Origin of the sequence: Sphingobacterium humi (assembly GCF_009768885.1) — a bacterium.
GTDB classification, from domain to species: domain Bacteria; phylum Bacteroidota; class Bacteroidia; order Sphingobacteriales; family Sphingobacteriaceae; genus Sphingobacterium; species Sphingobacterium humi.
Genome location: NZ_WSQA01000018.1, coordinates 33619 through 59638, shown reverse-complemented (window position 1 = coordinate 59638; position 26020 = coordinate 33619). Strand labels below are relative to the sequence as shown.

The following is a 26020-nucleotide window of genomic DNA, read 5'->3' as shown; positions in this document are numbered from 1 at the left end:
TATAGATTAAGTTTGTAGGGAATGCCTGATTTCAGCAAACAATTAAGTAAGTATATTCCTGCTGCTGCAGCTCCTATCATTTCCCAATGGATTAATGATACGGCATGTCGTTTCAAGGTGACTAAATCAAGGGCGAGCAAACTCGGTGATTATCGATCGCCATACAAGGATGAACCGCATCAAATCACCGTGAACCACGACCTGAACCCCTACTCTTTTCTGATTACTACGGTTCATGAATTTGCCCACCTTAAAACATGGCAACAGCACAAGAATAAGGTAAAACCCCATGGCTCTGAATGGAAACAAAACTTTAAAAGTTTAATGGATCCTTTTCTACGCCTGAATATTTTCCCGCAGGATATCTGCCACGCTCTATTGAAATACATGAACAATCCGGCGGCATCTTCCTGCACCGATTTACAGCTGTATCGCGTACTGAAGAATTACGATAAGCAGCAGACGGAAATAATTACCATAGAATCTATTAGCGAGAAGGCATATTTCTCGATAAAATCGGGTCGTGTTTTTCAAAAGCAGGAGAAGCTACGCAAGCGCTATAAGTGTATCGAATTGGCAACACAAAGGATTTATCTGTTTCATCCGGTGGCTGAAGTGTTTCCAATCGAGCAGCCCGTAGATACTGCCTCTTAACATAAACAACATATTACCTAGCAATATATCATTCATTATGAAAACTAAACTATTCATTGGAACAGCCGTATTACTTGGATTAGCTTCCTGCAAATCTGCTGGAGACTCTGCTGGATACGATGCGAATAGCCTGGATTCAGGTGCCATAAATGCGATCACCGAAGCCGGTTATAGAGCGTATGTAGAAAAACTATCCTCAGATGAATTTATGGGACGCATGCCTTTCAGCAAGGGCGATACGCTGACTGTAAATTATTTAGAAGAGCAGTTTAAAGCCCTAGGCTTAGCTCCCGGAAATGGTGACTCTTATTTTCAAGAGGTACCCATGGTGGAAATTACCACCAGCCCAGTTGAAAATGCACTTACTTTTCAAGGAAAGAATAAGGACCTCACGGTTCAGCACCTGTCAGATTACGTGCTTGCCACTCCGCAAATGACATCGAACATCGATGTAAAAGACACAGAACTTGTTTTTGCAGGCTTCGGCATTGTCGCTCCGGAATACAATTGGAATGATTATGAAGGCTTGGATGTGAAAGGCAAAACAGTGGTGGTGATGGTTTCTGATCCTGGTCGCTACGACAAGACCTTATTCAAGGCCGATACCATGACTTACTACGGCCGTTGGACCTATAAGTTTGAGGAAGCCTCGCGGCAAGGTGCTGCAGGGGTGCTTATTATCCATGAAACGGCGGCAGCCTCCTACGGCTGGAATGTCGTGCGCAGTGGCTGGTCGGGACCACAACTGTCCTTAGTTCCAGAAAATAAAGGTGCCAATCTCGTGAAGTTTCAAGGTTGGGTTTCCCATGAAACAGCAAACAAATTATTTGAACTTGGCGGGCTAAAATCTGATTTAATGGAAGCAGCAAAGAAACCAGGCTTCAAAGCCGTGCCGATGAATGTAAAAACCAATATTGCGTTGAAAAGCAGTTATCGGGAATCTAAATCAAACAATGTTATTGCTAAAATAGAGGGAACCCAACGTCCTGATGAAACGATTATCTACTCGGCACATTGGGATCATCTTGGTGTCGGCGAGGTAAGCAATGGCGATTCTATTTTCAATGGTGCTATAGACAATGCTACCGGGGTAGCGGCCTTATTTGAAATCGCCAAAGCGTTTAAAGCAACGAAAGTAAAACCGGAAAGAACCATCGTCTTCTTAGCCGTTACAGCGGAAGAACAAGGACTGCTAGGCTCTCAATATTACGCCGAACACCCTATCTTCTCCTTAAAGAAAACCGTCGCCAATTTAAATATGGACTCTTTTAATCCGGTGGGTGCAATGAATGGATTTCGCGTCGTAGGAACCGGACAAACAGAATTAGAAGACTATGCCATCAAGGCCGGTGCGAAATTCAATAGAACACTACAACCGGAAGGCAGCCCTAGCTCTGGAGGCTTCTACCGCTCCGACCACTTCAATTTTGTGAAGGTAGGTGTTCCTGGATTATACATGGGCAGTGCCGGCGATTTCCTAGAACAAGATACTGTTCTTTTGAAAAAACGACAGACAGCCTTATCAGGTCGATACCATACGGTTGCTGATGAATTAGACGAACATTGGAACTTTGACGGACCTATCGCCGATAGCCGCCTCTACTTCGAAATCGGCTATATGCTAAGTATGGAAAAAACCTTCCCTAACTTCAAAGCAAAATCAGAGTTTAAAGAATTAGGCGATAAACGACTTTCAAAATAGTATATTTGCGTAGGAATTAAACTAGACACTAAGCTAAAGGAATGAAACATTTACACTCAACACTCGCCATCGTCTTATTGGCAGCACTCGTAATTGCTATCGTAATTACGCTTATCAACTATGCAGGAAACAAACCGTACAACCGTAAAATTGCCTTACTAGGTCTTATTTCAGCCCACTTGCAATTGGTTATCGGACTGGTATTGTACTTTACTTCCCCTTTGGGAATTCAAAGCTTTTCCGGCGAAAACATGAAAAACAGTTTATCTAGACTTTATTTTCTAGAACACCCCTTAATGATGATCATCGGTATTATCCTAATTACCGTAGGATTCTCCAAAGCAAAAAGAATTGTAGATCAAAAGAAAGCAAATCAAACCGTATTGATTTTTTATATCCTAGGCTTGATTTTAATCCTTTCTAGAATCCCATATTCTACTTGGTCTATTTTTAATTAGACTGGAGATATCAGATTTGAGATTTGAGATATTAAAAGCGCCGATGGGATTTCCATCGGCGCTTTCTTTTGCATATAAGGTTTCAGTGCTATAGTGTTTGCATATTAAATAGCTTTCATGTTCGTGCTTTCACTTTTAACATATTAGGTATAGCGGCGTTCCTTATTGCACCTATTAGGTTCTTTCATTTAGCTATAAAACAAAACCGCCCGGGAGTTCCCGGGCGGTTTGTATGTTTTATTCAGAAAACTGTTTTATTTCTTACTGAATCCTAAGATGGCAAATACTACTTTGAATGCTAAATAGGAAGCAATAATGATTGCGATATTAGCAATCCAAGAGAAAACCGATGCTAACTGATCCAATGCAGGTACTACATCTGGTACAAAGCGAATAAATACCCCAATTAAACCAATAACGATGGCTACAGTTAAAGAAACATAATATTCAGTACGGTTTGCATTGTTATCCGTATGTTTTGCTGGTCTTTCTACAGTTGTATTTTCCATAATTGATAAAATCCTTATTAAAGCTGCACAAATGTACAAAAGTCTATGTGCTAATTAAAATAATAATTACAATAAATTATTAAGCCAATGCTTGTTCTAAATCGGCGATTAGATCGTCGGCATCTTCAATACCAACGGAAAGGCGCAAAAGGTTGTCTACTACCCCTACTTTTTCGCGGGTTTCCTTCGGAATTGAGCCATGGGTCATCGTTGCAGGGTGGTTGATTAAGGATTCAACACCACCTAATGATTCCGCCAATGTAAACACTTTAAATTGAGAAGCAATGCGGAAGGTTTCCTGCAAATCAGCACCTTTCAATACAATAGATACCATACCTCCGAAATCCTTCATCTGCTTTTTAGCAACTTCATGTCCCGGATGATCGGTAAATCCTGGCCAGTAGATCTTCTCTACCTTCGGATGATCCTTTAAGAATTCCGCAACTTTACGACCATTTTCGCAATGAGCCTTCATGCGTAAGTGCAAGGTTTTAATACCACGCAATACCAAGAACGCATCTTGAGGACCCGGCGTACCACCACAAGCATTGTAATAGAACCACAGGTTTTTATACAATTGCTCATCGTTCATAATCAAAGCACCCATTACAACATCCGAGTGTCCCCCTAAGTATTTAGTCACGGAGTGCATCACGATATCGGCACCTAGATCCAAAGGATTTTGCAAATAAGGCGAAGCGAAGGTATTATCAACCGCGTATAAAATATGCTTTTCTTTAGCTATTTTACCGATAGCCTCAATATCTGCCAGCTTAAGCGTAGGGTTAGTTGGTGTTTCCAGCCATATCAACTTGGTATTCGCTGTAATAGCTGCGCGAACGGCATCTACATCAGAAGTATTCACAAATACAAACTTGATGCCTAGCGGCTCGTATACTTTCGTGAAAATACGGTAAGAACCACCATACAGGTCATCCCCAGTTAGCACTTCATCTCCGGGTTTCAATAGGCGTAACACACAGTCTGTCGCTGCCATTCCACTGGAGAAAGCCAATCCATGTTGACCGTTTTCCAAGGCTGCCAGACAGTCTTCTAGTGCTTTCCGTGTAGGGTTAGTACCACGTGAATATTCAAAACCTTTATGGTCGCCAGGCGCTTTTTGCTGATAGGTCGACGTTTGATATATAGGCGTCATCACTGCCCCTGTTGTGGGGTCTGCTTGTTGTCCAGCATGGATGGCCTTGGTTGCAAATTTATAAGCCATAATTCTCAAATTTATCCTGCTAAGTTATCAAAAATCTAATGGAGAGGGGTATTTAAAAGTATAATCTAATAAGTCGGTCAATTTCTTGCCGCTCACCCGCTTCTGAAAGGAAGCCTGCGGCTCGAAAGAAGACGGATATTCAAACATATACTTCTCGGCAGATTTTAAAATCACTTCCTTTTTACTGGGGTGTTCCGGACAGACCACATTGTACAGCCCTGAAGGAATATGGCGCGCAATACTGCCTTCCAGCATACCCAGCACGTCGTCCAAATGAACAAAGTTCGCCGGTTGATCACCACTGCTCACTACTTTCCCTTGGAAATACTTGGCGAAGATCCGTTGCTTGCCAAACAGCCCACCCAAGCGAAATACCGAGGTAGCCGGCAAACTCAACATCTTCTTTTCAGCCAGTCGCAATTTAGGATTCATCGCCGTTTCGTCGGGATAAAGCTCATCAAAATCAGCATCCAAATCCGGATAGACACCCACTGAACTCAAAAAATAATGCTGATCATAAGCAATGCTACATAAGCTTTGGAATATCCGGCTAAAACGAGCTTCCAACACTTCCGACTCATTCTTCTGACTGGCAGGAACAGACGTGATCACCGCATCGAATCGAACCTCCAATGGCAAATCAAGAGTTCCCTCTTCATCAAAATTATGGATGTAAGCAAAAATACCATCGCTTTTAAGGCGATGGTATTTTTCTTCTTGGGTTGTTGTGGCCCATACTTGCCAGCCTTTGCTTTGATAACGTCTGGCGAGTTCCTCACCCAACCAACCGCAACCTAAGATTAATAGCTGTTTCATATTTAATATGCTTTCGCAAACAACACGCGTTGTTTTGAAGGTTTACCTGTAAAAATACAAATACCTTCTTCTTCCTTGGCATCCAAAGGAATACAACGAATGGTTGCTTTTGTCTCTTCTTTAATACGTTTTTCGGTTTCAACGGTTCCATCCCAGTGGCAGCTTAAGAAACCACCTTTTTCTTCCAGTACTTGTTTAAATTCATCGTAAGAATTTACCTCTGTAATATGCTCATCACGGAATTTCAATGCTTTTTGGAAGATGTTATCTTGAATTTCATCGAGCAAGTTACTGATGGTAGTTGCTAAACCAGCTTGTTGAACGGTTTCTTTTGTTTGGGTATCCCGACGGGCTAATTCTACTGTGCCGTTTTGCATATCACGCGCACCGATAGCCACGCGCAAAGGCACCCCTTTCAATTCCCATTCGGCAAACTTAAAGCCCGGACGTTGCGTATCACGGTCGTCATATTTCACCGAAATACCTAATTGTTTCAATTCCGCACTTAAGCCATCCACATAGGTATCTAGGTTAGCTTTCTCCTCTTCTGTTTTAAAAATCGGAACAATAACCACTTGAATTGGTGCTAATCGCGGAGGCAATACTAAACCTTGATCATCCGAATGCGCCATAATCAATGCGCCCATCAAGCGGGTAGAAACACCCCAAGATGTAGCCCAAACATGTTCCAATTTACCTTCTTTTGAAGTAAACTTCACATCAAATGCTTTGGCGAAGTTCTGCCCCAGGAAGTGAGAAGTACCAGCTTGTAAAGCCTTTCCGTCTTGCATCAAAGCCTCGATACAATAGGTATCTAAAGCACCGGCAAAACGTTCGTTTTCCGTCTTACGACCGCGAACAACAGGAACAGCTAATATTTTCTCGGCAAATTCAGCATATACATCCAACATTTGCTCGGCTTCAGCAATTGCTTCTTCCTGTGTGGCATGGGCTGTGTGGCCTTCTTGCCATAAGAATTCTGCGGTTCTCAAAAACAGACGCGTACGCATTTCCCAGCGTACTACGTTTGCCCATTGGTTTACCAAGATAGGAAGGTCACGATACGATTCAATCCAGCCCCGGTACGTATTCCAAATAATGGTTTCTGAGGTCGGACGTACGATGAGTTCCTCTTCTAATTTTGCCTCTTCATCTACCACGATGTTTCCATTGCCATCATTTTTCAAACGGTAGTGAGTCACCACGGCACATTCCGTAGCAAAACCTTCCACGTGGGAAGCTTCTTTAGAGAAGAATGATTTGGGAATAAACAAGGGGAAGTAGGCATTGGAGTGCCCGGTTTCTTTGAATCTTTTGTCTAGGATGGCTTGCATACGCTCCCAGATCCCATAACCGTATGGTTTAATCACCATACATCCCCGAACGGCAGAATACTCTGCCAGATCTGCCTTAATCACCAGATCATTATACCATTGCGAATAATCCTCACTACGGCTTGTAATTCCTTTACTCATTCGTATTAAACTATTTTTTTACCTTTTAAATACCGATTCTAATGCCCTCTGGGTGGGTAATATTACCATAACAAAAAAATATTCGTAAATTTGATTGGTAGCATTAAACCTCGGGCATTATGCGGGGTCTAAGATAATAATTAAAGACTGTAAAATCGAATTTTAACTGTTTTAGCATCATGAAAAGCAACAAGATATTTTTAGGAGGAGTGGCCATCGCACTAGTGGCTTTAATCAGCTCCTGTTCAACAAGTAGGCGTACCGTCTATCAAGACGACGTCTACAACAACCGTGATGCGGGACAAGTATACCAAAGTCCTGATTATTACTATACCGATGGCACAGCCGAAGGCTCGACCACAGATGCAGAATACTACGCAGATGAATACAGCGATGAGGCTTATGCGCAAGGAGGAATGGAATATGATGATTTAGAGTATGCCAACCGTATTAATCGGTTCTATTATAACTCTCCGGGGATGATGTATTACGACCCATGGTTTGATCCATGGTACGGATACAGCGGATTCGGAATGGGCTGGGGACCAAGCTGGGGCTTATCCTTCGGGATGGGCTGGGGCGACCCTTACTGGAGCTTCCGTTGGGGATATCCTTACCACAGTTTCGGCTATGGCTACGGATGGCCATACTATGGCTATGGTAACTATTGGGGTTACAACTCCTACTACAGCCATTGGGGAAATCCATATTATAACTACGGCTATGGAAATGGCTACTACGGAAATTACTACAACAATAACCGTCGCGTAGCATCCAACAGAAACGATGTCGCTGCACGCCAGCGCAACAGTTCCAGCCGTGCATATGTATCCCGGGATGCCAGTGGTAGAATCTTAACCGGACGTTCGGCAAGCACTAGAAATGCGGTATCCAATCGAAACGGTGTCAACCGCACCCCTAGCAGCCGCACCGACAGAGGAACAACCATCGACAGAAATACATCGTCGAGAAACCCTTCCTCTCGTTCACAAGGTACGATCAACAGAAACCCATCGTCACGCGCTGGTGAAACCATCAACAGAACACCGAGCAGCCGTAATGGTGGAGTTTCCAGAAACCCAGCATCTAGACCGCAAGGCAATATCAGCAGACAGCCAAGCAGCCGCAACCAAGGAACGGTAAGACCGGCACCTAGCCGTCCAAGTTCTTCATCACGTCCTAGCGGAGGCTTTGACCGCGGATCTTCCGGCCGTTCTTCGGAAAGCAGTGGTGGCGGATTCAGCAGAGGATCATCAGGTAGCAGCATGGGCTCCGGAGGGGGAGGTCGCAGCAGCGGTGGATCTTCTAGATCTGGCAGTGGAAGACGTTAATTAAATTAATATATCCGATGTAGCCAATATATACCCTTATATTGGCTATATCTTTTTTTTGCAAGCATATCCTTATAAATGAAAAAATCGTTACTCTCACTTTCCCTTCTTGCCCTCAGCTTCGGTTACTCCGAACTACAAGCACAAACAACCTTAGACTATGTGCACAAAGTATCCAATGACCGAACCACGGGCACGGCACGGTTTAAAGCAATGGGAGGTGTCAATACAGCCTTAGGAGGCGATATCAGTTCCATTAATGGTAACCCCGCAGGATTAGGATTTTATGGCCAATCCGATGTAGCTGTTACGGTTAATTACTTGAACAATACAAATAAGGCCAACTATTTTAACCAGTCAACCTCCCATACCCAAGGGAAGTTTGGCTTAGAAAATGTCGGTGTGGTTTTACATTTCCCATCTTATAACAATGGTTATGGTTGGCAAAATCTAAACCTTGGGGTTAGTTATGACCGAACCGATAATTTTACCGACCGGATTGTATACAGCGGCATAAACGCAGAGAACACCTTGGTGCAATACCTTTCTGATCAGATGTTCTCATCCTCCGCATTTACCAACGATTTTCGCAATTCCAATCTGGTAGAAATTTTCACCAACCCTTCCGATGGCTACTACCCTACCGCAGTGGAAATCGGTGATAAAGCACAACAAGTGGAGTTCCTAACCAAAGGTTATAAAGCGAAAACGACCTTCTCTGTCGGAGGGAACTACAACAATAAGTTTTATATCGGCGGTAGCTTGGGCTTAGTCAATTTTAAATACAACCGAAACTTTCATATCTTGGAATCCGGATGGACAAAAACTCCTAATCAAATCGCAGAAGACAACCCAAATTCCGAATTCGCAGACCCTCCGAATCCCAAATACAAATACACCGATATCAATTACGACCTGACCGACTATCAGGATAATTCCCTGCGCGGGACAGGTGTCAATGTCGGCGTGGGTGTTATCTTTAAACCAACCTGGGACTGGAACATCGGTATCAATATCGTCACACCAACCTGGACCACCGTCAATGAAGAAGAAGAATTAGAAACCATAGCCGATTATTATAAGGATGAAAATGCAACAACGTCTTTACATCCAACCTATCGTTCTAAGGTATCCAGTTCATCCTTTGATTATGGCGTAATCTCGCCGATGAAAGCATCTGTGGGATTAACCAAGTTCTTCAGCCGCGGCCTTCTATCGGCAGATATCGAATTAGTCGATTACAGTACGATTCGGTATGAAGAAACCAATGTCAACAATCCAGATTATCAGTTTGAAGACGATATGAACCGCTACGATATTCCTGAAACCTATAAGGCGGCATTTAATTTCCGCGTGGGTGGCGAATTCCTATTTACGGATTATTTTACCGGACGTGCCGGATTCAGTTATTTCAGCAGTCCCTATAAAAACTCCAATGAAGGCGATTACATGAGCAGTATCGGTTTAGGCTATATCCTAACTAAAAACCTCTATGTAGACCTTGCAGCGGTGCAATACAAGTCCTTAACGAGCTACAGTAGCCCCTATTCCTTATCGGGAGCTTGGAACAGCCCAGCACCGGAGGCTACGATCAAAAATAACCGCACCAATATCGTATTTACCCTTGGTGCAAAATTCTAGCAAACAACAACATTTAAAATAGCTAATAAATAAAGAAGCCACTTGGATAAAAGTGGCTTCTTTATTTATTGATGGGTAATCTTTACGCTTTCCGCTCTGAGGTCTTACGTACAAAGAGGTTGTAGTTTTCGTGTTTCTCCACGTAAATCTCCTCCCCTGCATCAATAAATCCGTCCAGCGCTACGGCATCATACCATACTTGGTCTATTTCTATTTTCCCACCCGGTCTGAGTACGGTTTTGGCAATGCCCACTTTGTTGATCAGGTTGGCTTTTTGCACCGAAGAGGTATAGCCCACATCGGCACGTTGTTCATCTTCCAACACCAATTTCTTGAAACCGGAGGACTGCAGGATATTTTTCCCAAAAATGACGGCCAGGACGATTGCACCAATCATCGCGCCTATTACTATGATAAATGAATTCATTAATAATCCGGGTTGTGCTAATTTAAAATCAAAATAATCATTAGCCACCATCGAGAAGGCTAAGCCACACAATATGAGGATAATTCCTGAAATTCCTGCAACGCCAAAGCCCGGAATAACAAAGATTTCTAGAGTAACAAGGATGACACCCAGGATAAATAAGGCGATTTCCCAATGATCGGCCAGGCCTTGCAGGTATAAAGGCGCAAAAAACAAAGCCCCACAAATCAAAGCTAATACCAGCGCAAAACCGATGCCCGGCGATTGCAATTCGAAATAAATACCGGCAATGATCCCCATAATCAGGATACCACTGACCAAGGGATTAATCAAAAAGCCGATAATCATATCCACCCAGGTCAGGCGATGGTAGGTTACATCCGGTTTAGAGATCGCCAGATCCGTGAAAATATCAGCCTGTTTACTCACTTCCTTTTTGGCCAGCCCAATCTTAAGGGCTTCCTCAGTTGTTAAAGTCAATAGCTTCCCATCCTCTTTTAAGGTAGGAATCGAGATGCTTTCATCCACAAAGGCTTCAGCTACTTTCGGGTCCCGACCTTTCGCCTCGGCCGTAGCCCGCATTAAGCCACGCATATACGATTGGTACTTCTCGGGCATAATTTCCCCTTGCTGGTTCACCACGGAGGCCGCACCTAGGCTAGCTCCTTTTTGCATATAGATATAATCGCTAGCCAGGGAAATCAACGCACCAGCAGAGGCGGCATTATTATTTACATAGGCGATGGTCTTCATGGGCTCTGCATTCAGCAAGGCTGTACGCATGGAGTCGGCAAAGTTCAACGCGCCGCCATAGGTATTTAGCTCCACTAAAAAATACGCCGAATTGGCCGCCTTCGCTTCTTTTAAAGCATTCTTCAAGGTGCGCCAGGCATTCGGTCCGATATCCTCTTTAATTTGTACCGAATAAACCGTTTGACCCAAGGCAGAAACCACACTCAGCAAACAAATGACGAGAATACCTAAAATGTATTTTGTAAATTTGTTCATATTAATTTTTTTATCACCGATAAGAAATACCCATCGGATGACTAAATATACAATAAATAAAGTTTTTGAACGAAGCTTTCCGGCCAATATCTGGAAAATCGAAATCGACCCGGTGCAACCGCTTATTGCCGTTGAAACCCGCGATATCGATAGCACCGTGGCTTCCTTTTCGGTGTTCGACTTCCAAGGAAACACCGTAAAAGCCCCTTGCAAAGCTGAAGCCAAGGAATGGACCTTAGACGCCATACAAGACGGGCATTTGATCCTTAAACGCATCGGCGAGCATACCCCTATCCAAGAAGGCATCCAGATTATCCATATCCAAACGGAACAAGTTATCTTCTCCAGTTACGAGTTTATCTTATTAGATGTGTACGATAAAGTTGTACAAGCACGGCACCGCAGCATCACGAGTGGCGAAACGATTGCCATCGATATCTATAGTGGCACCTATGCGCCCCTCAGCGATAGGCAGCTGAAATTTGTGTGCAATAAAATTCAATACCCCAATACCTATACCGGCAAGCCCCTCTTCCTTGCCCAAGAATCCATAACCGGCCCTATTTGGTTAAGCACCTACAAACATCATTATATCTGGTGTTATCATGTTGAAAACGGAGATAATTTTAATCTGATTTTAACGTTAAGTGATTTAAACCATAGCCACGACCGACAAGTCATTATGGAGAATATGGATAAGATGATTCCGCAGCCTTACTTTCAAATAGGCCCGCAACTCTTCTTTATGTCGTTCAATAAGCGGGAAATTATAGCATATTTAGTATAATTGCATTTAATAATGAAACAAGCATTCAAACTACGGTCTTTTTCAAAGACCCTTATCATATTTTCTACCTGTTTTATGTTCATGGGTGTAGCCAGTGTCCAAGCGCAAACCCTAACAGGCCAGAAAACCGAAGTTATAAACGGTAAAACTTTTATCATTCATACCATTGCTGCCAAAGACACCTATTATCAATTAAGCAGACAATACGGTGTTCCTGTTAAAGAAATCATGACCGCAAATAACCAGAAGAACCTGCGTGTAGGCGATGTCGTACGTATTCCTAGTCAGGCTGTTGCCAGCAGCACTGCACCGGTAAAAGATACAACAAAAGAGAAAGTGCAAACCCAAGAGCCCGCAGCAACCCAACAAGTGCAGGCCCAAATACTAACCCAATACAAGGTTGGAGCCAATGAAACGCTGTACTCTATTGCCAAGCGCTTTGCCACCAATGTAGAAAGTATTAAGGCCGTGAATAACCTAAGCAGCGATATCGTACGCGAAGGTCAGACCTTAAAAATTCCAGACGGAACCGTGGCCGCCAAGCCCGAGCCTAGCTTACCGGAGCCTATCAACTTACCTATTCCCGATGTGAACCGCGAGCAGGAGATCGAGTTCGAAACAAACCGCTACGGTATTCGCGAGAAAAAAGAAAAAGGAATCGGCATCTGGATGGACAACCTGGAGTCTAGCGGCAAAAGCAACTTAGCCCTACACCGCACCGCACCGGTAGGAACCATTCTAAAGATTACAAATCCTTTGACGAAAAGTATTACCTTTGCCAAAGTTGTAGGAAAATTCTCCAATACGGCCGAAAGTCATGACGCCATTGTCATTCTTTCTAAATCGGCAGCCACCCATATCGGTGCTTTCGATAGACGTTTTTTAATCGAGATTACCTACGGTGCCCCAGTGGAAAATTAAGTGACGAGCATGGACAAACCTTACGTAATAGGTATAGCAGGAAGTAGTGGGTCAGGCAAGACCTTTTTCTTAAAAAGTTTTTTAGATCATTTCGCACCGGAAGAAATTACCCTCATCTCCCAAGATGATTATTACATTCCGGCCAATACCAAAACCCAGGAAGAAAATAGATTATACAATTTCGACCTGCCAACTTCTATCGACAGAAACACCTTCTACAGTCATATTAAGGACTTATTTGAAGGAAAAACAATCTATAAAGAAGAATACACCTTCAACAACCCCTTACTCAAACCTAAGATGTTGGAAATTAAACCCGCCCATATCTTAGTAGTAGAAGGACTCTTTATTTTCCATTACGAAGAGATCAATGAGTTATTGGATTATCGCGTATTCCTAGATGCCGATGAGTCTATTGCCTTGGAGCGTCGCTTGCGTCGTGACCTTATTGAAAGAGGCTATGACCATGATGATGTGATGTATAAATGGGTCAACCATGTCGTACCATCTTATAATTCGTATCTGCTTCCCTACCGTGAAAAATGTGATTTGGTGATTCAAAACAACATTGATGATCCCTTGGTGATTCAACATTTCACCAATGACATCGCCTCCACACTGCGGAAAAGAATTTACTAACTATTTTTAATTAATCTAAATTACCTATATTTGTACCATGTTCGATAACATGATACGGCTACAGGTATTGGATGCCACTCCCTATGAAGACAAAAAAGGCCTTTCCGCTTTCCAGGAACAGGGCGATTGCGTATTTAAAAAGTGTTGCAAAAAATATAAGCGGGGCAAACGTTGTAAAAAGTGCCCCGATAGGTAGTTGCTGCTTATTCCTCTAAATAGTCCAAATCTTTGTCAAAACTTTCTTCTAAGCGGCTTAAGGCAAAGATGGCAATCCCTGTTAGCAGCACGATCATAATCAATGCCGCCGCAACAATCCCAAACCAATGTACGAAAACACCATAAAGGATGGTGGAAGGAATTAAAGAACCCCGCACAAAATTCGGAGCCGTCGTAGTCACCGTCGCGCGAATATTGGTACCAAACTGTTCCGCAGCAATGGTAATAAAGGTAGCCCAATAGCCAACCCCAATCCCCATAAAAAAGGCAAGCCAGTAAAACTCCGTCTCTGTAATACCTTCCCGCGTAAGGTATAAGCAGGAAAACAGCAGGATGATAAGCTGATAAATTAACACCACTTTTTTTCGGGACTTGAACATTTGCGCCATGAAACCAGCAATAAAGTCGCCTAATGAAATGCCGATATAGGTAATCATCACGCCTTTTCCGGCGCTCAGGATATTTTCAGCTTTTAGGGCAAGGCCAATCTCTGGCGCCTGGGTCACCAATACACCGATTACGAACCAAATAGGCAGACCAATACATAAGCAATACAGGTAGCGGGCCATTCGCTTTTTATCTTTAAATAAGATGCTGATATCCCCTCTTGCCACTTGCTTGCTTTCCATTTGATTGTACATGCCCGATTCAAACACACCAATCCGCATCAGCAGCAGGACGATGCCCATACCCCCGCCAACAAAATAAGCGGTACGCCAACTAAACCACTCCGACACAAAATAAGCAAAGATGGCGCCCAGCACCCCTACGCCCGCCACGATCATGGTACCATAGCCTCTTTTCTTGCGATGCATGGTTTCACTAACCAGGGTAATCCCCGCACCGAGCTCCCCGGCAAGACCAATGCCCGCAATAAATCGAATAATAGCATAGGTTGTCACATCTTGTACAAAACCATTGGCAATATTGGCCAGGGAATACAGCAAAATGGAACCAAATAGCACTTTGATGCGTCCGTATTTATCGCCTAAAATCCCCCAAATAATCCCGCCGATCAGTAGGCCGCCCATCTGCATGTTCAGTACAAACTCCCCTTCCGTTCGCATGTTATTCGGGTGCACACCGATATCGGAAAAGGATGGTAAACGAACAATGGAAAAAATTAAAAGGTCATAAATATCCACAAAATAGCCTAGGGCTGCTGCAAATACTAATATCCAGACATTCTTGGTTTTAGGTGCTTGGTTATGCATGGGGTTTTAAATATCACATTAAGATAATATAGATTTATTTTTATTACAATAAAAAGGGAAACAATCTTGTAAATAAGCCTTATTTTTGCCCTATGAGATTGTCGCCAAAGGCCATGAAATGGGCACTCCGCTTATATCCACCTTTTTTCTTCCAACGTATTTGGGTAAAAACGATCTTGGATAATTACTTGGGTGCCGACTTAAAAATTAATAAGAGCCTGTTGAATATCAATTCCAATAAAACAATCTTCGGCGGAACCATCTTTTCGGCGATAGACCCCTTCTATCCTATCCTCCTCGATCAATATTTCAAACATCAAGGTATTATGCGGACGGTTGCTTGGTTAAAAACCGCACATATCGAATACCGCAAACCCGGAAGAACCGATCTGCAATTCAGTATCCGCTTGGATGAAGCTGTTTTAAAAGAAGCCTTAAGTATCATTCAGACCCAAGGAAAGGTAGTCAAAACATTTGCTACCCATGTCTACGATAAAAACGGTACCCTCTGTGCCGTGGCACATAATGAAATCTATATCCGAGATTTAGACTTCGATTTCGACACGTATTATCAACAACGAGCCTCCCAAGATGCTCGCATTTTTAACCAAGAATCATAAAAACATGAAAAATTTAGCTTTAATGGCAGTAGGTATCAGCCTGGCATTGACAGCATGTCAAAACAATAGCGAAACAGAAAATCAAAAGTTAGCCGCAGAAGCCATGAAAGTGCATGACGAAATCATGCCGCAGATTTCAAGCTTCGATCGATCGACTATTAAAATCGATTCCATCCTTTCGAATTTAACGGAAATCAAAGCCAGCAAGGCCGATTTAGATACCACCGCAACGCGCCAGGATTTAAGTAACCTGAAAGATAGCATTGAAGCGGCTACAGACAACATGATGGTATGGATGAAGGATTATGATGCCACCAGTACCGATGCAGCCTATCAACAAAAAGAGCTCGACAAGATTACCGCCATGAAACAACAATTTGAACGCGTTGGCGAGCATATCACGAAATCATTAACCCCATTTAACTAATATTTCTATGAACAGACTATTGGGTTCAGCCCTATTTGCTGTTTTACTTAGTGGCGTCTTCGCCTGTTCCTCTCCGGAACGAAAGCTACCGATTTATGGTGAACGCAGTACCGTTGAAAAGGAAGTCGACGGTAAAGTACAGGTCGATACGGTGTATCAAACTATCCCTGACTTCGCTTTCCTTAATCAAGATTCGGTATTATTGACCCAGGATTTCTTTAAAGACAAAATCTATGTGGCCAACTTCTTCTTTACGCACTGCCCGAGTATTTGCCCGACCATGCAGCGTAATTTGCTGAAGGCCTACGAAAAGTACAAAGGCAACCCAAAGATTGCCTTCCTTTCGCATAGCATCGATTTCAAATACGATCAACCCTACATCCTGAAAGATTACGCCAATAAACTAGGCGTAGATAACGATCAATGGCAATTTGTAACCGGCACTAAACAAGCCATCTATGGCATGGCCGATAAATACTTGGTCTATACCAAGGAGGATGCCTCCGTACCGGGTGGCTATGATCATTCCGGCTACCTCGTAATTATCGATCCGGAAAAACGTATGCGCGGTGCTTATGATGGTACCAATCAGGAGCAAGTGGACAAACTATTGGAAGATTTGGATGTCATTCTGAAAGAATACCAATAATGCTGATTCGATCTACCTTATATATTAGCAGCATCATTGGGGCTTTGTATCTGCTTTTTTCTTGCCAATCTGACCTGAGCATTAAAACCATGCAATATGCCACCAATGGGCAAAAACTATATGTTACCCATTGTCAGAATTGCCATGGTGCCCAAGGCGAAGGGTTAGGTCAATTGTATCCGCCCCTAACCGACGATCAATTCTTTACCCAGCATCGGGAGCAACTGGCCTGCATTGTTAAAAATGGCATGGCCGGCGAAATAACCGTGAACGGTAAAACCTACAATCAGCAAATGCCGGGTGTTCCGCAAATGTCGGCCATAGACATTGCCTATGTACTCACCTATGTGACCACCACCTTCGGAAAAAGCAAAACCCATTTCAGCCAGGAGGAAATTGAAGCCTTCTTAGCCAAGTGTAAATAATAGATCAGCAAACACTGACCTAAAACGGGATTTATGTACAACATAGATCCCGTTTTTTTTACCTATATCTCCTCCATTTCCCATCCCCTCAAAATCCAATGCCTTACTAAATCCTTTAACCGCCCCTATTTCTGTAGTCATTCTACTACAAACCTCCCATTTTATCCAATATATTACCACACTCACGCTAAAATGTGATGAATCGAACTTTTTTTCATATTCAAAACAGACAAATTTGTCGTAAATGAAATTAACATATGAAAAAGACATTTAACATCATGACTATCGCCTGTATAACAGGATTATTTTTAGCTTCTTGTGGAAATTCTGCGGATAATTCAGCTGCACAAAACGATCATGCCCAACACGAGCATGCCGCAGAAACCAGCGAACCTACAAGCAGCACCGCAGAAAGCCCTTCCGCAAGTACAAGCTCCAATACCCTTGTGGTAGAGAGCAACGATCAGATGCAGTTTAATGTCAACGAGCTGAAGGTGAAAGCCGGCGAACCGATTCATCTTACGTTAAAACATGTGGGCAAAATGGCCAAAGAGGTCATGGGCCACAACCTGGTGGTGCTAAAAGCAGGCACCGATGTGACCAAATTTGCCGAATCAGCCATCAACGCGAAAGACACGGATTATATCCCTGCGGGGGATGAGGTAATCGCCCATACCAAACTCATTGGAGGAGGCGAGGAAACCAGCATCGACTTTACCCTGACCGAAGCCGGCACCTACGATTTCATTTGTTCCTTCCCGGGCCACGTCGGCATCATGAAAGGGAAAATCATCGCTGAATAAGCATCCACACAGACCGTGCGGGCTATGAAGCACGGTCTTTATCATCTTAACACCCATGAAAAATGAATAAAGAAAAAAAATTATGGTGGACCTTCATCCTGGTCGTCTTGTTGTCTTTCGGCGTCTTGCTCTACTATGGCTATGAAATCTACCAAGTATCCCCTCCTGTTCCCGAAAAAATTGTCGATAGCCAAGGTACGGTTATCTTTACCGCAGCAGATATCAAAGATGGGCAAAACATCTGGCAGAGTATGGGTGGGCAAGAGGTCGGCTCCATTTGGGGTCACGGCGCTTATGTGGCTCCCGATTGGACGGCAGATTGGCTACACCGTGAAGCCCTACACCTACTCGATCTGTATGCCCAACGCGAATATGCAAAAGGCTATCAAGACCTCCCAGAGGAACAACAAGCCCTCTTGGAATCCCGCTTAAAAACGAACATCCGTAAAAACACCTATAATCCGGAAACCAAAACGCTGCAAATTGATGCCGACCGCGTTTCGGCCATTCAGGAATTATCCAACTATTACCAAGGCTTATTCCGCAACGATCCAAAATTCGACCAATTGCGGAAAGATTACGCCATTCCCGAGAATGCCATCAACGATGATACGCGGATGGAGAAAATGAATGCCTTCTTCTTCTGGGCCACCTGGGCAACCGTAACGGAACGCCCCGGATCCAGCGTATCCTATACCCATAACTGGCCCAATGAAAAACTGGTAGGCAATGAGGTAACCATGGACCTATTGGCCTGGTCTGGCGTCAGTATTATTCTGTTAATCTTTGCCGTAGGTGCTTTGGTGCTCTGGCAGGTAAAACAGGGGGAAGACGATGAATTGCTCTACCCTGCCGAAGACCCGATTTTGCGCCAAGGCATTACCCCTTCCATGCGACTGGTTAAAAAGTATTTCTGGGTAGTTAGCCTATTGATGCTGGTACAGGTGGGCCTCGGCATTGTAACAGCTCACTATGGCGTGGAGGGCGATGGCCTCTACGGCATCCCGATCGATCAATTCCTGCCTTATGCTGTTACCCGAACCTGGCATACGCAATTAGCGATCTTTTGGATAGCCACGGCCTGGCTGGCCACCGGCTTATACATTGCGCCGGCCGTATCGGGCAAAGATCCTAAATTCCAAGTCTTCGGTGTCAACTTCCTGTTTATCGCGCTATTGATTATTGTCGTTGGATCGATGGTAGGTCAGTGGTTTGGCGTGATGCAAAAACTAAACCTGATCCAGAACTTCTGGTTTGGTCACCAAGGCTATGAATATGTTGATTTAGGCCGATTCTGGCAGCTCTTCCTCTTCGTAGGCCTCTTTGTATGGCTGGCCTTAATGATTCGTCCTTTAATTCCGATCCTCAAAAACGGCGGCGAAGAAAAGAACCTCATCATTATGTTCCTGATTTCCTGCTCGGCCATCGCGCTGTTCTATGGTGCCGGATTAATGTGGGGCCGACAAACCAACTTAGCCATCGCCGAATATTGGCGCTGGTGGGTGGTACACCTGTGGGTAGAAGGCTTCTTTGAAGTATTTGCAACCGTGGTGATGGCGTTCCTTTTTGTGCGATTAGGCCTATTGAAACCTAAAAGTGCCACCGCCAGTGTGCTCTTCTCGACCATCATCTTCCTCTCTGGTGGTATCTTAGGAACCTTCCACCACCTGTACTTCTCCGGTACGCCTACAGCCGTTATGGCCTTAGGTGCCACCTTTAGTGCATTGGAAGTTGTGCCCTTAACCATTATCGGATTTGAGGCTTACCATAACTATAAAATCTCGAAAGCCACCAAATGGTTGGCCGATTATAAATGGCCCATCTATTTTATGATATCGGTGGCCTTCTGGAACTTCCTAGGTGCCGGTGTGTTCGGTTTTATCATCAACCCGCCCATCGCCCTGTATTATGTCCAAGGCTTAAACACCACGCCCCTGCATGGCCATACCGCCCTATTCGGTGTCTATGGGATGCTGGGCATCGGCCTAATGCTCTTTGTGCTACGCAGTTTATACCGACACGTAACCTGGAACGATAAACTCCTTAAAATCGGTTTCTGGAGCTTAAACTTTGGCCTATTGGGCATGGCCCTCCTCAGTTTACTACCAATTGGCATTTGGCAGGCCGTAGAAAGCATCAGCAAAGGCATGTGGTATGCCCGATCGGCTGAATTAATGCAAAAACCAGGCATGGTCTTCCTGAAATGGATGCGTACGCCAGGAGATGTCTTATTTGCCATCGGTATTTTTGCCTGCGCCTGGTTTGTCTTTGAATTAACCTTGAAAAACAAGCATACGAAACCCTAAGCTTTACCAAGCGGGTATAAGTTGAACCTAAAAGTAGAGGATATCTTCCTGTCCTCTACTTTTTATCACAGACCGTTCAACAATGAGGTAGGCCTATTTTCAATTGTCATGAAAATGTAATGACACTTACTTTTTTAAACGGCCTTCATCATGTTTTAAAAGCTGTTTCACCCCTAAATTTACTATTGAAATAACAATGAATCCGATTCATTTAAAAATCCAATCCTATGAAAAACAACATGAAGTTATACAGCATGCTTTGCGTTCTGGCACTGGCGGCATGGGGCTGTAAGCAAAATACAGCCAGCGAAAAACCGATCGATAGCAGTAAAATTGAAGTGAAAGGAGAAGCGCAAGCTGAATTGACATCGCCTCCCCATGTTCCAAAACCCATCGGCAATCGTGCGGCAACCAAATTAAAAGTAGATCTGGAAATCCTAGAATGTGAAGGTGAAATTGTAGATGGCGTAAAATATACCTATTGGACGTTCGGGGGCTCTGTTCCCGGCCAATTTATCCGCACACGCGTAGGCGATGAAGTGGAATTCTTATTGAAAAACCACCCCGACAATAAGCTACCCCATAATATCGACCTCCATGCCGTAACTGGCCCTGGTGGTGGTGCGGAATCTTCCTTGGTAGCGCCTGGTCACGAGGTAACCTTCTCTTTCAAATGCTTAAATCCGGGCCTCTATGTTTACCATTGTGCCACTGCACCTGTAGGTATGCATATTGCCAACGGCATGTACGGCTTGATCCTCGTGGAACCTGAGGGTGGTTTAGCACCTGTAGATCGCGAATATTATGTGATGCAGGGCGATTTCTACACCGAAGGCGGCTATGGCGATAAAGGCCTGCAAGCTTTTGATATGAACAAGGCCATTAAAGAAGAAGCTGATTATGTGGTATTCAATGGCCATGTAAACGCCTTGGTAAACGATAATGCCTTGCAAGCTAAAGTAGGAGAAACCATCCGCCTGTTTGTGGGAAATGGTGGACCAAACTTGGTTTCTTCTTTCCACGTAATCGGCGAGATATTCGACCGCGTGCATGTGGAAGGTGGCGACCTTATCAATAAAAATATCCAAACCACCTTGATTCCGGCCGGCGGTGCTGCCATCGTTGAATTTAAAGTGGATGTACCGGGCACCTTAGTGTTGGTAGACCATTCCATCTTCAGGGCCTTCAACAAAGGAGCCTTAGGTATGATGAAAATTGAAGGCGAGGAAAACCCGAAAATCTATTCCGGAAAACAGATGGATGGCATCTACCTACCGGAAGGGGGAACCATTCAAAAAATGCCGAGCAGCAAGAAAGTGGAATCCACTGTGGCCAAAACGCCCGAGCAATCCATTGCTGATGGAAAAGCGATTTTCAGCCGCACCTGTCTTGCCTGTCACCAAAGCGAAGGCCAAGGCGTAAAAGGGGTATTCCCGCCGCTCGCCAAATCCGATTACCTCAACAACAGCAAGGATAAAGCTATTGACGCCGTATTGAATGGCGTAAAAGGTGAAATTACCGTGAACGGACAGAAGTACAACTCGGTGATGCCGAGCCAAACCCTCTCCGACCAGGAAGTGGCCGACGTGCTGAATTATGTATATAACAACTGGGGCAATAATAAAACAGTGCTGAGCCCTGCAGATATTAAAAATCATCGCGGAAAATAACATGAAAACAACCATCTATACCCTATCCTGCTTATTCTTTATGCTCCTTGGAAACCTCTCGTTGCATGGGCAGGATATGGTACAGATAAAAAAAGGAAGCTATATCCCCCTGTATGGCTCTGCCGATAAAAAGCCGGTTCAAGTGGCCGCCTTTCAATTGGACATCTACCCCGTTACCAATCAAGATTTCCTAGACTTCCTAAAAAAGAACCCGGCTTACCGCAAGTCGACCATCAAGCGGATCTTTGCCGACAAGTCTTATTTGGGTTATTGGAAAGGGGATCTGGATTTTGGTGCCGCCAACCCCAAAGCACCGGTAACACAAGTTTCTTGGTTTGCCGCCAAAAAATACTGCGAGAGCAAAGGAAAAAGGCTGCCTAGTATGGACGAATGGGAATATGCGGCCATGGCCGATGCCAAACAACTGGACGCCCGAAAAAAAGAATCCTACAACCAATACATCCTGCGCTGGTATGAAACCTCCAAAACATTTAACAACCCGGTGGGCAGTACCTTTAAAAACGTTTGGGGCGTCTATGATATGCATGGCTTGGTGTGGGAATGGACGGCCGATTTCAACTCCATCTTTTTATCCGGCGAATCGCGGAAAGACAAGGGTGAGGATAGCAACCTATTTTGCGGTGGTGCTTCCGTGAATGCCAGTGATTTAATGAACTATGCCGCCTTTATGCGTTATGCCTTTCGCGGTAGTATGAAAGCTAATTATAGCAGCAGGAATTTAGGGTTCCGCTGCGCGAGGTAAAGCCTCTTTAACGAATATGATTATGAAAAGAATAATTTACAGTGCTATGGCCAGCTTCCTGATGGCCATGAGCCTGATCGGCTGCCAATCTAAGCCAGCAGAAGACAGCCCACAAACAGAAAAACAACCCACCCTGACGGAAGACCTTTCTGAACTCTCGGTTTATAACTTACCTGCAAAATGGACCAATCAGGATGGTCAAGAAATGGAATTAAAAGACCTACAAGGAAATATTGTGGTCGTCGCCATGATATACACCTCCTGCCAGGCCGCCTGTCCACGCTTAGTGGCCGATATGCGCCATATCGAGAAAACCGTGGCCTCCAAGAACAAAGCAAACATCAAATACCTCTTGGTGAGCATCGATCCGAAGGTCGATACGCCGGAACGCTTGAAAGCCTTCGCTAAAGAAAACGAAATGGATGGCCCCCAATGGCTCTTTCTCCGTTCCGACGAAGAAAGCACCCGAGAATTTGCCGCCACCCTGGCCGTCAATTACAAGCAGATCTCCCCCATCGACTTCTCCCACTCCAACATCATCAGCCTGTTTAACGGCGCCGGCGAATTGGTCTATCAGCAAGAAGGGTTAGGCGTAGATTACAGCCCAACCATACAAGCCATCGAAAAAGAAGCGAATAACCTATAATATACCAACAATTAAATGTTCGCAAGAGCCGGCTAGGAATAGCCGGCTTTCTTGTTCGGCTTTGTCCCCTTTCACTCCCCTTTCAAACCCAATTCAAACCCCTTTCAAAGGCGTTGGCAAAGGGGTGATGATGGGGAGAGAAATGGGGCGTAAAAAGCGTTGGAAGAAGGGAGGTGGGTGGAAGGTGGGTCGTAGTTTTTTTTATAGCGTAATTGTCATCCGCTTTGTCATCCGCTTTGTCATCCTGAGCGAAGTCGAAGGACGAACGACTGGTACGTCAATGCACTCAAAAAAACATATCTACTTAATTAAAATTGTGGAGAAAAAACAAGTGATGACAAATATGAAAAACATGTTTGATTGCATTGACGTACCAGTCGTTCGACTCCGCTCACGATGACAACACCATGACAACACCATGGCAACACCATGACAGATCACCTTGACAGATTACCTAAACAAATGTGTAATTCCTCACCTAATTCTTAGATTTTCATCTTATTAACCGGTCTTGCTATAAAAAGATAAAGGTTTTCAAACGGGGAGAATGAAAACCTTTAATAACCAATTATAAACCTAAATTATGATACCACAAAGGTAAGTGTATTTTCTACACAAGTCAAGGGCTTTTGTGAAATTTAACAATTTGTTAACATTGGGATTTTTTATGCCGCTTGAAAAGGGTAATTATAACGATTTTTTGACACAATTCCCCCTTTAAAATGCCTACATTTGCAACCGAATGAACATTCAATTGACAGACAAAAAAGAGCAGATTTTCCTCAGTACCCTGCATTTTATCCATCTCTATGGATTCCATGGCAGCCCTATGAGTAAAATCGCCAAACATGCCGAAGTGGCGGTTGGCTCTATTTATCATTACTTCCCTTCGAAGGAAGATTTGATTATTGAACTGTATTGGTATTGCAAGGAAAAACTCAACTCCGCCGTATTTGACAAGATCGATCCCGAGCTCTCCTACCAGGAGAAGTTTGAGATTGTCTTTCGCCGTTGGATTGTGTTTTACCTAGGCCATATCGAACTGTTCAGTTTTTTAGATCAGTTTTACGGCTCGCCTTTTTACGAGGAGGTGCGAAATAATGTCTTCGTGCAGAAACCCGAGCGCAACAAACTATGGCATTTTTTGGAACTGGGAAAGCGAGAAAAACATTTAAAAGATTTAAGTGTTCGATTATTAATCTCCATGTTCCTTGGCGGCCCTATCACCCTGATTCGCAATTGCATATGGACAAAGAAAAAGGTGGAAAAAGAAGAGATCGATCAATTACTAGAAATTATTTGGAACGGCGTTAAATATTAGAAGAAACATGAGATTACGAATTAAGGAAATGATGACATTCCTATCCCTTGGCTGCTTGAGCCTCGGGATCAGCCAGGCACAACAAGCCCCCAACTTGAACAGCAACGCAACCTTGGATGAGCTGATTAACTATGCGTTGAGCAATAAGATTGAACTGAAACAAGCACAAATAGATCAAGAAATCGGCGAACGGGAGATTGCTTCGGCCTTATCCGGCTGGTATCCGCAATTAAATGCTTCCGGTAACTATACCCATAATATTCAGGTGCCAACCATTAACATGAATGGCAGCAATATCCCGATGGGGCAAAAAAACACCGCCAGTATGGTGTTTCAAGCAGAACAAGCCATTATTAATCCGGGTTTATTTCAGGCTTCCCGTGCGGCACAATATATCCGTCAGCAAAATAACTTAAACGTAGAAGATACCCGCATCAACACCATCGTTGATGTCAGCAAGGCCTATTACGATATTCTGACCAGTGAGGAACAGATCAACATCATTAACGAGAATATCACCCGTTTAAAAAGACAGTATACCGAAGCCAATGCGCGCTATGAAACCGGCTTGGTGGATAAAACAGATTATAAAAGGGCGCAGATCTCCCTAAACAATGCCAATGCGGAGTTAAAAACGGCAAGTGAGTTCCGTAAGTATAAATACGATTACTTAAAAACCCTCTTGGGCATGAATGCTGGGAACGCGATTTCCCTTTCTTTCGAGAATCAGAATATGGAATCCAATATCTTATTGGACACGACAGAGATTTTACAATATGCCAACCGGGTAGAGATTAAGCAATTGGAGAACTTGCAGAACATTCAAAAATTGAATACGCAGTACCAAAAATGGAACTACCTACCACGTTTAGGCGCCTTTGCCAACTACGCCCTGAACTACCGTAACAATGAATTTGGCGATTTATTTAAAGATAATATTCCAAACTCAGGAGTAGGTTTAAGTTTAACCATTCCTATTTTCCAAGGCACAAAACGCATTCAAGAGGTGCGCAAATCTGAATTACAGGAAGCAAGAATTGCCCTGGACATCGAAAACTTGGAGAACCAAATTGGTGCGCAATATTCCGCTGCCATGGCCGGTTACCGCGCCAACATGAATGAATGGCGCAATGCGAAAGAAAACATGAGTCTATCCGAGGAAGTATACAACACCATTAAGTTGCAATACGACGCCGGGGTAAAAACATACCTGGAACTGATGACTGCGGAAACCGACTTAAAAACTTCGCAATTGAATTATTTAAATGCCCTATACGCGGTATTATCAAGCAAACTGGACATCCAGAAAGCCTTAGGCACTGTAGAAATTAAGAATTAATCAACCACATACATAGAAATCCACGACA

Annotated in this window: 25 protein-coding genes; 19 read left to right on the top strand and 6 right to left on the bottom strand. The window is 43.9% G+C overall.

Going from position 1 to position 26020, the window contains the following annotated elements; genetic code table 11:
- Positions 1-21: 21 nt before the first annotated feature.
- Genes GQF63_RS18385 through GQF63_RS18375 form a run of 3 tightly spaced genes read left to right on the top strand, consistent with a single transcriptional unit; the run spans position 22 to position 2814 of the window.
- On the top strand, positions 22-654 hold the full coding sequence (locus GQF63_RS18385; RefSeq protein WP_160370717.1) for a SprT-like domain-containing protein: 633 nt from the start codon (positions 22-24) through the stop codon (positions 652-654).
- 37 nt (positions 655-691) lie between these two features.
- Positions 692-2356, top strand: a complete 1665-nt coding sequence (locus GQF63_RS18380) for a M28 family metallopeptidase (protein WP_160370716.1) — start codon at positions 692-694, stop codon at positions 2354-2356.
- Between the two features lie 41 nt (positions 2357-2397).
- Entirely contained in the window at positions 2398-2814 is a 417-nt protein-coding gene (locus tag GQF63_RS18375) for a hypothetical protein (RefSeq protein WP_160370715.1), read from the top strand.
- Positions 2815-3068: 254 nt separating this feature from the next.
- Here GQF63_RS18375 and GQF63_RS18370 read toward each other — a convergent pair whose 3' ends face one another.
- The 4 genes from GQF63_RS18370 to proS all read right to left on the bottom strand — a co-directional run bounded on the left by GQF63_RS18370 (position 3069) and on the right by proS (position 6839).
- Complete coding sequence (locus GQF63_RS18370) at positions 3069-3323, bottom strand: hypothetical protein (protein WP_160370714.1); 255 nt, start codon at positions 3321-3323, stop codon at positions 3069-3071.
- Between the two features lie 79 nt (positions 3324-3402).
- The gene (locus GQF63_RS18365) at positions 3403-4548 is read right to left on the bottom strand and encodes a cystathionine gamma-synthase (protein WP_160370713.1); all 1146 of its coding nucleotides are present in this window, start codon (positions 4546-4548) and stop codon (positions 3403-3405) included.
- 27 nt (positions 4549-4575) lie between these two features.
- Positions 4576-5364, bottom strand: coding sequence for an NAD-dependent epimerase/dehydratase family protein (locus tag GQF63_RS18360; RefSeq protein ID WP_160370712.1), 789 nt, complete (start codon positions 5362-5364; stop codon positions 4576-4578).
- Between the two features lie 2 nt (positions 5365-5366).
- Complete coding sequence (gene proS, locus GQF63_RS18355; RefSeq protein ID WP_160370711.1) at positions 5367-6839, bottom strand: proline--tRNA ligase; 1473 nt, start codon at positions 6837-6839, stop codon at positions 5367-5369.
- 179 nt (positions 6840-7018) lie between these two features.
- On the opposite strand from proS, the gene GQF63_RS18350 reads away from it, so the two are divergent.
- Positions 7019-8170 carry a hypothetical protein gene (locus GQF63_RS18350; protein WP_160370710.1) on the top strand — a complete coding sequence of 384 codons (1152 nt, stop codon included), beginning with the start codon at positions 7019-7021 and terminating at the stop codon, positions 8168-8170.
- Between the two features lie 78 nt (positions 8171-8248).
- Entirely contained in the window at positions 8249-9811 is a 1563-nt protein-coding gene (locus GQF63_RS18345; protein ID WP_160370709.1) for a porin family protein, read from the top strand.
- A gap of 82 nt (positions 9812-9893) precedes the next feature.
- On the opposite strand, the gene GQF63_RS18340 is transcribed toward GQF63_RS18345, so the two are convergent.
- Entirely contained in the window at positions 9894-11246 is a 1353-nt protein-coding gene (locus GQF63_RS18340) for an NfeD family protein (RefSeq protein ID WP_160370708.1), read from the bottom strand.
- 37 nt (positions 11247-11283) lie between these two features.
- Between GQF63_RS18340 and GQF63_RS18335 the strand changes: the two genes are divergently transcribed.
- Genes GQF63_RS18335 through GQF63_RS18325 form a run of 3 tightly spaced genes read left to right on the top strand, consistent with a single transcriptional unit; the run spans position 11284 to position 13593 of the window.
- Complete coding sequence (locus GQF63_RS18335) at positions 11284-12033, top strand: hypothetical protein (RefSeq protein WP_160370707.1); 750 nt, start codon at positions 11284-11286, stop codon at positions 12031-12033.
- 12 nt (positions 12034-12045) lie between these two features.
- On the top strand, positions 12046-12954 hold the full coding sequence (locus GQF63_RS18330; protein ID WP_160370706.1) for a LysM peptidoglycan-binding domain-containing protein: 909 nt from the start codon (positions 12046-12048) through the stop codon (positions 12952-12954).
- A 9-nt stretch (positions 12955-12963) separates the two neighbouring features.
- Positions 12964-13593 (top strand): uridine kinase family protein, encoded by a 630-nt coding sequence (locus tag GQF63_RS18325; protein WP_160370705.1) that lies wholly within the window; start codon positions 12964-12966, stop codon positions 13591-13593.
- Between the two features lie 203 nt (positions 13594-13796).
- Here GQF63_RS18325 and GQF63_RS18320 read toward each other — a convergent pair whose 3' ends face one another.
- Positions 13797-15023 (bottom strand): MFS transporter, encoded by a 1227-nt coding sequence (locus GQF63_RS18320; RefSeq protein ID WP_160370704.1) that lies wholly within the window; start codon positions 15021-15023, stop codon positions 13797-13799.
- A gap of 92 nt (positions 15024-15115) precedes the next feature.
- On the opposite strand from GQF63_RS18320, the gene GQF63_RS18315 reads away from it, so the two are divergent.
- From GQF63_RS18315 to GQF63_RS18265, 11 genes are all read left to right on the top strand, one after another.
- A complete protein-coding gene (locus GQF63_RS18315; RefSeq protein ID WP_160370703.1) occupies positions 15116-15643 on the top strand; it encodes a DUF4442 domain-containing protein in 528 nt (175 codons plus the stop codon).
- A 4-nt stretch (positions 15644-15647) separates the two neighbouring features.
- Positions 15648-16070, top strand: a complete 423-nt coding sequence (locus GQF63_RS18310; RefSeq protein ID WP_160370702.1) for a transposase — start codon at positions 15648-15650, stop codon at positions 16068-16070.
- 7 nt (positions 16071-16077) lie between these two features.
- Complete coding sequence (locus tag GQF63_RS18305) at positions 16078-16719, top strand: SCO family protein (RefSeq protein WP_160370701.1); 642 nt, start codon at positions 16078-16080, stop codon at positions 16717-16719.
- Positions 16719-17144, top strand: a complete 426-nt coding sequence (locus GQF63_RS18300) for a c-type cytochrome (RefSeq protein ID WP_160370700.1) — start codon at positions 16719-16721, stop codon at positions 17142-17144. Before GQF63_RS18305 ends, GQF63_RS18300 begins: the two co-directional genes overlap by 1 nt.
- Positions 17145-17401: 257 nt before the next feature.
- Positions 17402-17947: an azurin gene (gene azu, locus GQF63_RS18295; protein ID WP_160370699.1), complete on the top strand. Its 546-nt coding sequence runs from the start codon at positions 17402-17404 to the stop codon at positions 17945-17947.
- A gap of 62 nt (positions 17948-18009) precedes the next feature.
- On the top strand, positions 18010-20253 hold the full coding sequence (locus tag GQF63_RS18290; RefSeq protein ID WP_160370698.1) for a nitric-oxide reductase large subunit: 2244 nt from the start codon (positions 18010-18012) through the stop codon (positions 20251-20253).
- Positions 20254-20480: 227 nt separating this feature from the next.
- The gene (gene nirK / locus GQF63_RS18285) at positions 20481-21923 is read left to right on the top strand and encodes a copper-containing nitrite reductase (protein WP_160370697.1); all 1443 of its coding nucleotides are present in this window, start codon (positions 20481-20483) and stop codon (positions 21921-21923) included.
- Between the two features lies 1 nt (position 21924).
- On the top strand, positions 21925-22686 hold the full coding sequence (locus GQF63_RS18280) for a formylglycine-generating enzyme family protein (protein ID WP_160370696.1): 762 nt from the start codon (positions 21925-21927) through the stop codon (positions 22684-22686).
- Positions 22687-22708: 22 nt separating this feature from the next.
- On the top strand, positions 22709-23332 hold the full coding sequence (locus tag GQF63_RS18275) for an SCO family protein (protein ID WP_160370695.1): 624 nt from the start codon (positions 22709-22711) through the stop codon (positions 23330-23332).
- A gap of 742 nt (positions 23333-24074) precedes the next feature.
- Positions 24075-24653 carry a TetR/AcrR family transcriptional regulator gene (locus GQF63_RS18270; RefSeq protein WP_160370694.1) on the top strand — a complete coding sequence of 193 codons (579 nt, stop codon included), beginning with the start codon at positions 24075-24077 and terminating at the stop codon, positions 24651-24653.
- Positions 24654-24660: 7 nt separating this feature from the next.
- Positions 24661-25992 carry a TolC family protein gene (locus tag GQF63_RS18265; RefSeq protein WP_160370693.1) on the top strand — a complete coding sequence of 444 codons (1332 nt, stop codon included), beginning with the start codon at positions 24661-24663 and terminating at the stop codon, positions 25990-25992.
- The last annotated feature ends 28 nt before the right edge of the window (positions 25993-26020 follow it).

Coding starts and splice junctions, on each gene's coding strand:
- GQF63_RS18265 (WP_160370693.1), top strand. CDS start 24,661: ATGAGATTACGAATTAAGGAAATGATGACATTCCTATCCCTTGGCTGC.
- GQF63_RS18315 (WP_160370703.1), top strand. CDS start 15,116: ATGAGATTGTCGCCAAAGGCCATGAAATGGGCACTCCGCTTATATCCA.
- nirK (WP_160370697.1), top strand. CDS start 20,481: ATGAAAAACAACATGAAGTTATACAGCATGCTTTGCGTTCTGGCACTG.
- GQF63_RS18270 (WP_160370694.1), top strand. CDS start 24,075: ATGAACATTCAATTGACAGACAAAAAAGAGCAGATTTTCCTCAGTACC.
- GQF63_RS18275 (WP_160370695.1), top strand. CDS start 22,709: ATGAAAAGAATAATTTACAGTGCTATGGCCAGCTTCCTGATGGCCATG.
- GQF63_RS18370 (WP_160370714.1), bottom strand. CDS start 3,323: ATGGAAAATACAACTGTAGAAAGACCAGCAAAACATACGGATAACAAT.
- proS (WP_160370711.1), bottom strand. CDS start 6,839: ATGAGTAAAGGAATTACAAGCCGTAGTGAGGATTATTCGCAATGGTAT.
- GQF63_RS18300 (WP_160370700.1), top strand. CDS start 16,719: ATGCTGATTCGATCTACCTTATATATTAGCAGCATCATTGGGGCTTTG.
- GQF63_RS18325 (WP_160370705.1), top strand. CDS start 12,964: ATGGACAAACCTTACGTAATAGGTATAGCAGGAAGTAGTGGGTCAGGC.
- GQF63_RS18365 (WP_160370713.1), bottom strand. CDS start 4,548: ATGGCTTATAAATTTGCAACCAAGGCCATCCATGCTGGACAACAAGCA.
- GQF63_RS18335 (WP_160370707.1), top strand. CDS start 11,284: ATGACTAAATATACAATAAATAAAGTTTTTGAACGAAGCTTTCCGGCC.
- GQF63_RS18330 (WP_160370706.1), top strand. CDS start 12,046: ATGAAACAAGCATTCAAACTACGGTCTTTTTCAAAGACCCTTATCATA.
- GQF63_RS18280 (WP_160370696.1), top strand. CDS start 21,925: ATGAAAACAACCATCTATACCCTATCCTGCTTATTCTTTATGCTCCTT.
- GQF63_RS18350 (WP_160370710.1), top strand. CDS start 7,019: ATGAAAAGCAACAAGATATTTTTAGGAGGAGTGGCCATCGCACTAGTG.
- GQF63_RS18375 (WP_160370715.1), top strand. CDS start 2,398: ATGAAACATTTACACTCAACACTCGCCATCGTCTTATTGGCAGCACTC.
- GQF63_RS18340 (WP_160370708.1), bottom strand. CDS start 11,246: ATGAACAAATTTACAAAATACATTTTAGGTATTCTCGTCATTTGTTTG.
- GQF63_RS18385 (WP_160370717.1), top strand. CDS start 22: ATGCCTGATTTCAGCAAACAATTAAGTAAGTATATTCCTGCTGCTGCA.
- GQF63_RS18345 (WP_160370709.1), top strand. CDS start 8,249: ATGAAAAAATCGTTACTCTCACTTTCCCTTCTTGCCCTCAGCTTCGGT.
- GQF63_RS18310 (WP_160370702.1), top strand. CDS start 15,648: ATGAAAAATTTAGCTTTAATGGCAGTAGGTATCAGCCTGGCATTGACA.
- azu (WP_160370699.1), top strand. CDS start 17,402: ATGAAAAAGACATTTAACATCATGACTATCGCCTGTATAACAGGATTA.
- GQF63_RS18380 (WP_160370716.1), top strand. CDS start 692: ATGAAAACTAAACTATTCATTGGAACAGCCGTATTACTTGGATTAGCT.
- GQF63_RS18290 (WP_160370698.1), top strand. CDS start 18,010: ATGAATAAAGAAAAAAAATTATGGTGGACCTTCATCCTGGTCGTCTTG.
- GQF63_RS18320 (WP_160370704.1), bottom strand. CDS start 15,023: ATGCATAACCAAGCACCTAAAACCAAGAATGTCTGGATATTAGTATTT.
- GQF63_RS18360 (WP_160370712.1), bottom strand. CDS start 5,364: ATGAAACAGCTATTAATCTTAGGTTGCGGTTGGTTGGGTGAGGAACTC.
- GQF63_RS18305 (WP_160370701.1), top strand. CDS start 16,078: ATGAACAGACTATTGGGTTCAGCCCTATTTGCTGTTTTACTTAGTGGC.